Origin of the sequence: Pseudomonas sp. NBRC 111127 (assembly GCF_001320345.1) — a bacterium.
Classification (GTDB): domain Bacteria; phylum Pseudomonadota; class Gammaproteobacteria; order Pseudomonadales; family Pseudomonadaceae; genus Aquipseudomonas; species Aquipseudomonas juntendi.
Genome location: NZ_BCBD01000215.1, coordinates 1 through 8,003, shown reverse-complemented (window position 1 = coordinate 8,003; position 8,003 = coordinate 1). Strand labels below are relative to the sequence as shown.

5 protein-coding genes and 2 pseudogenes are annotated in these 8,003 nt (G+C 63.0%); 5 read left to right on the top strand and 2 right to left on the bottom strand.

The window, feature by feature from the left end:
- Window positions 1-133: 133 nt before the first annotated feature.
- Window positions 134-256 (bottom strand): annotated as a pseudogene (locus APH30_RS25185) (type II toxin-antitoxin system RelE/ParE family toxin); the annotation flags it as partial.
- Window positions 257-360: 104 nt separating this feature from the next.
- Between APH30_RS25185 and APH30_RS25180 the strand changes: the two are divergent.
- The 3 genes from APH30_RS25180 to APH30_RS25170 all read left to right on the top strand — a co-directional run bounded on the left by APH30_RS25180 (window position 361) and on the right by APH30_RS25170 (window position 4,471).
- Window positions 361-876 (top strand): sigma-70 family RNA polymerase sigma factor, encoded by a 516-nt coding sequence (locus APH30_RS25180; RefSeq protein WP_177333793.1) that lies wholly within the window; start codon window positions 361-363, stop codon window positions 874-876.
- Entirely contained in the window at window positions 873-1,856 is a 984-nt protein-coding gene (locus tag APH30_RS25175; RefSeq protein WP_054914075.1) for a FecR domain-containing protein, read from the top strand. Before APH30_RS25180 ends, APH30_RS25175 begins: the two co-directional genes overlap by 4 nt.
- A 98-nt stretch (window positions 1,857-1,954) precedes the next feature.
- Window positions 1,955-4,471 (top strand): TonB-dependent receptor, encoded by a 2,517-nt coding sequence (locus tag APH30_RS25170; RefSeq protein WP_256222130.1) that lies wholly within the window; start codon window positions 1,955-1,957, stop codon window positions 4,469-4,471.
- Between the two features lie 164 nt (window positions 4,472-4,635).
- Here APH30_RS25170 and APH30_RS25165 read toward each other — a convergent pair whose 3' ends face one another.
- Window positions 4,636-6,933 (bottom strand): TonB-dependent siderophore receptor, encoded by a 2,298-nt coding sequence (locus APH30_RS25165; protein ID WP_054914074.1) that lies wholly within the window; start codon window positions 6,931-6,933, stop codon window positions 4,636-4,638.
- Between the two features lie 139 nt (window positions 6,934-7,072).
- On the opposite strand from APH30_RS25165, the gene APH30_RS25160 reads away from it, so the two are divergent.
- Together APH30_RS25160 and APH30_RS25155 are read left to right on the top strand one after the other, a co-directional pair.
- Window positions 7,073-7,795 carry a response regulator gene (locus APH30_RS25160; protein WP_054914073.1) on the top strand — a complete coding sequence of 241 codons (723 nt, stop codon included), beginning with the start codon at window positions 7,073-7,075 and terminating at the stop codon, window positions 7,793-7,795.
- A pseudogene (locus tag APH30_RS25155) lies at window positions 7,788-8,003 on the top strand (two-component sensor histidine kinase); the annotation flags it as partial. The gene APH30_RS25160 and the pseudogene APH30_RS25155, both read left to right, overlap by 8 nt.

Sequence of the window (8,003 nt, the reverse complement as noted above, 5' to 3'; positions counted from 1 at the left end):
TGTCGGGCGGTGTCGAGCCGCAGATATGTGCCCACCACCGACCAATGCAGGAGCCTTGCCTCGCGATGGGCTGCGCAGTATCCCCAGCAATCTCAATTGGCGCACTCTCTGACCATCAAGAAAAGTCCCCACACGCCTCAACCCTGGGGTTCAGCAAAACCGAGGCGAGTGTTTTCTTGAGTTGCTGCCGGACCGTATCCCCCAGCTTTTGCCATTCCTTGAACGCCCGCGCATAGAACTCAAGGCTATAGGTCATCCAGCGAAACCCTCACCCCTCACCACACCTTGTCATTCCCGGCCAACCCCAGCTAAGATGCGATGAATTCTCATCCGCATTCCTATTTGAGCCCAAGGTCCGCAGTGTCCTCACCACCCGCTTCGCCTACCGCGCCAACAGATATCCAGTCCCTCTACGCCGAGCACCACGCTTGGCTCGTCGACTGGCTGCGCAAGCGCTTGCGCCAAGGTGACAATGCTGCAGACCTGGCCCAGGACACCTTTGTCAATGTCCTGGGCAAGCCCGACCGCCTCAAGGACGTGCATCAGCCCCGCGCATGGCTGAGCACCATCGCCCGGGCCCTGGTGATAGACCGCGCCCGCCGTGACCGGGTGGAAAGGGCCTACCTGGACGCCATTGCCCATCTGCCTGAACCCTTGGTGCCCTCCCCCGAAGCCCAGATGATCCTGCTGGAGACACTGGCCAAGGTGGATGCCCTGCTCGACGGTTTGCCACCCAAAGTGCGCAAGGCGTTCCTGCTGTCACGCCTGGACGGCCTGGGCTACAAGGAAATCGCCCTGCAACTGGGTGTCAGCCTGCGGTCGGTGGAAAGCTACATGGCCAAGGCCATCCGCCACTGCTATTTCGCCGCTTCATGACCAGCGCTGCCCGCCCCGACTTGCCGGACGAAGTGCTCGATCAGGCGATCATGTGGCTGGTGCGCCTGCATTCCGGCTACGCCGACGCACAGGTAATGCAGGGTTGCCTGCACTGGCGCAAGCTGCACCCTTTGCATGAAGTGGCCTGGCAGGCGCTGCAGAGCAATGAATCAACGCTCAGTAACCTCGCCAGCCTGTCAGGAGTACCCGGGGGCGTTGCCCACGACACCCTGGAGCGCATGCAACATCGGCAGGTAGGCCGCAGGCGGCTGCTTCAAGTGTTGGGTGCCGGCCTGATCATTGGCGCGACGGGCTGGCACGGCCAGGACACGGTCAGGCGCTGGGGCGCGGACTACAGCACCGCCGTGGGCCAGCGGCGAAAGGTGGTGCTCGCCGACGGCACCCGGTTGCAGCTCAATACCAATAGCGCCGTCGATGTGGTGTTCAGCAACAGCCAGCGGCTGATCAGGCTGTTGCAGGGCGAGATATTCATCGACACAGGCCCTGACGAAGGCTCGCCGAGCGGCCGCCGCAGCTTCTGGGTGCACACCGCGCAAGCGCGGTTACAGGCGCTGGGCACTGCCTTCGCAGTGCGCCAGGACGCCTCCACTACGCGGCTTGCGGTCGAACACAGCAAAGTGGCCATCCATCTGGCCACGCAGCAGCAAGTGGTTTCGGCAGGCGAGCAGTACGCGATTAGCGCCGGGCGCTGCATGAAGCTACCACCTGGCGAAATGGATGCCAGCGCCTGGACACGTGGCCAACTGGTCGCACGCAGCCTGTCGATGCAAGCGCTGGTCAGCGAACTGGGGCGTTATCAGCGGGGCTGGTTGGGCTGTGCGCCAGAGGTGGCCGGGCTGAAAGTTTCCGGGGTGTTCCAGCTCGATAATATCGACCTGGCCCTGGATGCGCTGGCGGGCTCGATGCCTGTCAAAGTCGAGGGCGTGACCAGGCTATGGCGTCGCGTCGTGGCGCGTTGAGCATTTTCTGCAAGAAAAGCGCGTTTCACGCTGCGGGTTTTTCCGAGCACTTCGGCTAACAGGGAAAAGACCCTGCCAACGAATGGAGCTCGATTTACATGTCATCTGCGTTCACACCCCGCCCTGTACCCAGGACTCGCCTTGCGATTGCGCTGCATGGCGTATTGCTTGCCAGCGCTACCTGCGTTGCGTTGCCGATTTGCTCGGTATACGCCGAACAGAACGCAGTACACCAATACGACCTGCCGGCAAGCGCGCTGGAGCAATCGCTTAATGCGTTCGCACAGGCGGCTTCGATCAATTTGTCGTTTGACCCTGCGTTGGTCCGTGGCAAGTACGCAACCGCCCTGCACGGCGGTTACACCGTCGAGCAGGGCCTGAACCAGCTGCTACTGGGCTCGGGCCTGGGTGCAAGCCAGACGGCCAACGGCAACTGGATGCTGAACCCGGTAGTCACCACCGGCGGCACGGCGCTGGAGCTGGGCAGCACGCTGGTAAGCGGCCAGGGCATGGGCGAAATGACCGAGAACACCGGGTCGTACACCTCGGGGGCGGTGAGCGTAGGGTCCAAGACCCCAACCAGCCTGCGCGACACGCCACAGGCGGTATCGGTATTGTCCAGCCAGCTGATCGAGGACCGCAGCGTGACCAGCCTGCAGGATGCCCTGAAGATGGCCCCTGGGGTGACGGTGCAGAAAACCACCAGCGACACCTACGAGTTCTACTCGCGCGGTTTCAACATCGACAGCATCCAGATCGACGGCGCCGCCCCCATGGCCCTGTCGTCGGTAGCCACCAGCTTCTACTCGCGACGGCTGTACAACCTGGTCGAATTCGACCATGTCGAGGTGCTGCGTGGCGCCGGTGCACTGTTCGGTGGTGTAGGTGACCCGGGTGGCGTCATCAACCTGGTGCGCAAGCGCCCACTGTCGGACTTCCAGTTGAAATTCGAGGCCGCCGCCGGCTCGTGGGACAACTACCGTTCGCAAGTCGACCTCACCGGCCCGTTGACCGACAGCGGCAACGTACGCGGCCGCCTGGTCACGGCGTATACCGACCGCCAGTACTTTACCGACAAACTGGCGACGCAGAAGCCCACGGTGTACGGCGTGGTCGAGGTGGACCTGGGCCCGCAGACCATCTTCACCTTGGGCGGCATGTACGAAAGCACTCACTCCAACTCGTCGCTGGGCCTGCCACGTTACACCACCGGTGCTGACATCGGGCTGGCGCGGCACACCAACCTCGGGCAGAACTGGTCCTACATGGACAATATCTCCCAGGAGATCTTCACCAAGGTCGACCACTATTTCGACAACGACTGGAAGCTGAACGTGTCGTACACCAATACCCGCGATGCCGGTGAGGCACTGGCTGCGGTATCGGGCAACGCGGTCAACCCGGTGACATTGGCAGGGCCTGTGTGGCGCGCCAGTTACAACGTCTATTCCACCAGCCAGGACCTGATCGACAGCAATCTATCTGGGCATTTCGATGCCTTCGGTCGCGAGCACCAGTTCGTGCTGGGCGCAGATTACCAACGCGTGACCAGCCGCTGGCAGGGCTCGGGTGTTTTCACCGGTACCGGCGTGCCGATCAACGTGTTCGACCCGGGTTACTGGAAACCCACCACTATTTCGCTGGAAACCCCGCGCGACTACAGCCCCAACACCCAGGAGCAGTACGGCTTGTACGGGCGCTTGACGCTGCAGGTGACCGACCCGCTGAAGGTGATCCTGGGTGGCCGGGCGGCCCGCTACCACTTCGAACAGGTGTACACCAACGCGGGCGTGGTGCAAAGCGACATCGACATGCGCGAACCTACGCGCTTCGTCCCGTACTTTGGCGCCATCTATGACCTTGATGACCAATGGTCGCTGTACGGCAGCTATTCGAAGATATTCAAGCCCCAGCAAAGCTACCTGAGTGGGCCGCTGGGCAGTAACCAGGTGCTGGAACCGCTGGTAGGCAAGACTTCCGAGCTGGGCATCAAGGGCGAACTGCTGGACGGCCGCCTGAATACCAGCCTTGCCGTGTTCTACACCAAGCGCGAGAACGGCGCGGTAGAGGACACCAACTACCCGAGGGAATCAGTGTTGTATGGCGGCAGCTGCTGCTACGTGAACGAGGGTGAGGTCGTCAGCAAGGGGATCGAGCTGGAGGCAACAGGCGAAATCCGCAAGGACTGGAATCTGATGGCCAGCTATGTATACAACTACAACAAGAACCGGACCGACAGCACGGCGTTGAGCACTATCACGCCCAAGCACCAATTCAAATTGTGGACAACCTACCAGCTACCCGGGGAGTTTTCGGACTGGACCGTCGGCGGAGGGGTCGATCTGCAAAGCGCCACCTATGTCAGCGGTGAAACCGTGCGGGTAAATGGCGCTGGCACAGTGGTCGAAACCGGAATTCCCTTCGATTACAAGCAAAGTGGTTACGCGGTGTGGAATGCCCTGCTGAAGTACCGCGTGGACGATCACTGGACGGTGTCGCTGAATGCCAACAACCTGTTCGACAAAAGCTACTACCAGACGGTTTCCAGTGCAGCGAATGGCAACTTCTATGGCGACCCACGCAACTACATGCTGACGCTCAGGGGCGAATTCTAGTCTTCGGCATGGAACACCCAGGGTCATTCATGCGGAGCTCTCCTGTACCTCTTCACCTTCGAGGCGCGACAGGGCTGCGGTGCAGCCCCGGTATTGCTTGAAGCTGGGCCTGAAGCCGGTGGGGCGCTGCGTGCCCCACCGCGACGCAAGGCCGCCCCTGCATATCAGAAGGCAGTGCTTACCGTCAGCGACAGGTTGCGCGGGTCACCGTAGATGCCGCCGGCATAGAACCCGTACTGGGTGTAGTAGTGCTTGTCGAACAGGTTGTTGGCGTTGAGGGTAACGCTGGTGGCATCGGTCACCTGGTACTTGGCCATGGCGTTCCAGATGGCATAACCCGACCAGTTCACATCGGTTGCACCGCTGCTCACGCCGTTGACCGGCTGGCCTGCAGGGCTGGAAATAGCGCGGATATTGCTCTGCGCTGTTACACCGGCACCTACGGTCAGGCGGTCGAGCGGGCCGCTCAGGCGGTAGGTGGTGGAGGCTTTGAACAGGTGCGACGGGTCGCTGCGGCCGTCGCTGTCGACACGGCGGAAGTGCAGGTAGGTGTAGCCGGCGTACACGTTCCATTCAGGCGTCAACGCGCCTGCCACTTCCAGGTCGATACCGTCGGTTTCCACACCCGAGCCGGCCTTATAGGCGCTGGCACCGGTCGGGGTGGTCAGGTCGCCATCGAGCACGGCTTTGTTTTCTTGCTTGGTGCGGAAGTACGCTGCCGAGGCGTTCAGGCGGCCGTCGAACCATTCACCCTTGATACCCGTTTCATAGCTTTGCCCACGAATCGGCTCGACTTTGCTGCCGCTCACGGTTTCCGATGTTTGCGGGGTGAAGATGTCGGTGTAGCTGGCGTACAGCGAGTAGGTGTCGTTGAGGTCGTACACCGCGCCCAGGTATGGGGTGACGATGCCGTTCTCTTCCTGGCTGCTGCGCTCGCCGGCCACGCTACGGGTCACCGACGCGTAGTTGCTGGTGCGCACGCCGACAATCACCGACAGCGGGTCGGTAATGCTCAGGCGGGTAGCGGCGTACATGCCCTGCAAGCGCGTGGTGGTCTTGCTGTGCAGGCCGGTGCGCGAGGCGATGAGGCCGTAGTCGTCATCCACGCCGTTGTGCCAATCGGTGACCGGGAAACCGTTGTTGGCGCGGAACTGGCACCCCAACGCCGGTGCACTGGCCATGCCGTCGCCCACCATGGTGCAGGTGTACTGCGGCGACCAACCCACGGTGCGGCTGTCGTTATAGCCCACCATGGCCTGGTGGGTGCGGCCGAACAGCTGGAATGGGCCAGACAGGTCGATCTGCGCCGATTGCTGGGTGGTGTCGGTGGAGCTGTGCAGGCCGTTCAGTACGGCGCCGCTGCCATCCTGGTCCCAGTAGCCGCCATAGGTGCCGCGCCCTGCCGAGTTCACCTTGGCCAGGCCGCGGTGGTTGAGGGCTTCGGTGGTGGCCTGGGAGGCCTTCAGGTCCAGCGTCCAGTCGTTGTCGAAGCGGTGCTGCAGCGAGCCGAAAGCGGTGCGGGTGGTGTACTCGCCAAAGCTCCAGCTGGGCACCACGTTGGTGCTGCGTGGCAGGTCGGTCTTGCTGCCGTCGCGGTACCACAGCGGAATGTTCGCGCCCCAGCCGCCACCCACCACCTTGTTGTACTCGTACTGGTAGCCGGCACCGAGGGTGGTGGCGTCGTCCAGGTCGAATTCGAAATTGGCCAGCGCCGCGCGAGAGCGGTCTGACTGGTTGTCGCGGAACGAGTTGGCGTCCTGCTGGGTCATCACGAAGCGCGAGCGCAGGCGCCCGTCCTCGGACAGTGGCAGGTTGAGGTCGGCACCCAGGCGGCGCTTGTCCCAGCTGCCGTAGGTGGCGTAGGCGCTACCGCCAAAGGTCTTGGTCGGCGCCTTGCGGATCAGGTTGACGGTGGCCGAAGGGTCACCGGTGCCGCCAAGCAGGCCGTTGGCCCCGCGCACGATGTCGATGCGCTCGTACAGGTCCATGTTCAGGGCATTGCCGCTGCCGCTGAAGTCAGAACCGCCTTGGGTCTGCAGGCCATCGACCTTCCAGTTGCTGATCGAATAGCCACGGGCGCGGTAATCGGTACGCCCGCCCACTTCGGACTTGTTGGCTGTTACCCCTGGGGTGGTTTCCAGGGCCTGTTCGATGGTGTGGATGCCGCGGTCTTCCATCTGCTGGCGGGTGATGGTGGTGACTGACTGCGGGGTCTGCCGTGGCGTCAGGTTCAGGCCGGTGGAGCTGCGTGTGCTCTCGACGGTGTAGCCCAGCTGGCCTGCAGCGTCGGCGGGCAGCAGCGCGCTGTCTTCGATTTGCGTGGCGTCCAGCTCCAGGGGTTGGCTGTCGGCGGCCATGGCACCACCACTGATGGCCACGGCAATGCAGAAGGCCAGCGGCTTGAGGCGGTTGTCGTTTGCAAGGGTGGGGGTGAGCGCGTTCGGAATGCTGTAGGGATTCATTTGGGAAGGCTTCGTATTTGCAGATGATTTTTTGTTAGGATTCTAGGGATCGGCCCTCCCGGCGCCAGACCCGACATGTACGGGGATGTAATTGAATGTAATGAGCGCCCCTGGGCCTCACCCGACAGGTGTTTTCCGCATGAGCACGACCCTGCTGGTCGTCGACGATGACGACGAGATCCGCGAACTTCTTTGTGATTACCTGGCCCACGCTGGTTACAACGTGCTGGAGGCGGCCGACGGTGAGCAGATGCGCGCGCAATTGGCCAGGCACACGGTGGATCTGGTGGTACTCGACTTGATGCTGCCCGGCGAAGACGGGCTCAGCCTTTGTCGCCAATTGCAGGCCACGCCCGGGCTGGCGGTGATCATGTTGTCGGCCAAAGGCAGCACGCTGGACCGCATCATCGGCCTGGAGGTGGGTGCCGACGATTACCTGGCCAAGCCTTTCGAGCCACGCGAGCTGATTGCCCGGATCAAGGCGGTGCTGCGTCGCCCGCAACGCCTGGAAACCCAGGCGCAGGGCACTGCAGGGGCCGACGCACAACTGTTCGCCGGCTTCCGCCTGGAGCACGTCAAGCGCCTGCTCACGCGCCCCGATGGCCAGACCCTGCCCCTGCCACGCTCCGACTACCGGGTGCTGCGCGAGTTGCTGGAGGCCAACAACCGCGTGGTCTCCCGCGACCAGCTGACGCGCAGCGCATTTGGCCGCGACCACATGCCTGATGACCGCTCGGTGGACATGTGCGTCAGCCGCCTGCGCCAGCACCTGCGGCGCGCACCGGACGGGGCCGCGCAAATCCTCACCATCCGCAACGAAGGCTACTTGCTGACCATCGGCCAGCACCAGGCCAATGCCTGAGGTGCGCTGGCTTCGCCGGCTGTGGCCGCGCACCCTGTTCGGCCAGCTATTGCTGATCATGGTCAGCGGCACGCTGGTGGTGCAGCTGATGTCGAGCAGCATCTGGTTCGATGTGCGCTTCGCCCAGGTGTTCGAAGCCCCTGTGCGGTTGATTGCGGCGCGCAGTGCGCCCCTGATCGCCCGCGCCGACTGCCACGATGCCGCGCTG

Bases quoted from the DNA above. Each gene is read 5' to 3' on its own strand.
- APH30_RS25175 (WP_054914075.1), top strand. From the start codon at position 873: ATGACCAGCGCTGCCCGCCCCGACTTGCCGGACGAAGTGCTCGATCAG.
- APH30_RS25170 (WP_256222130.1), top strand. From the start codon at position 1,955: ATGTCATCTGCGTTCACACCCCGCCCTGTACCCAGGACTCGCCTTGCG.
- APH30_RS25165 (WP_054914074.1), bottom strand. From the start codon at position 6,933: ATGAATCCCTACAGCATTCCGAACGCGCTCACCCCCACCCTTGCAAAC.
- APH30_RS25160 (WP_054914073.1), top strand. From the start codon at position 7,073: ATGAGCACGACCCTGCTGGTCGTCGACGATGACGACGAGATCCGCGAA.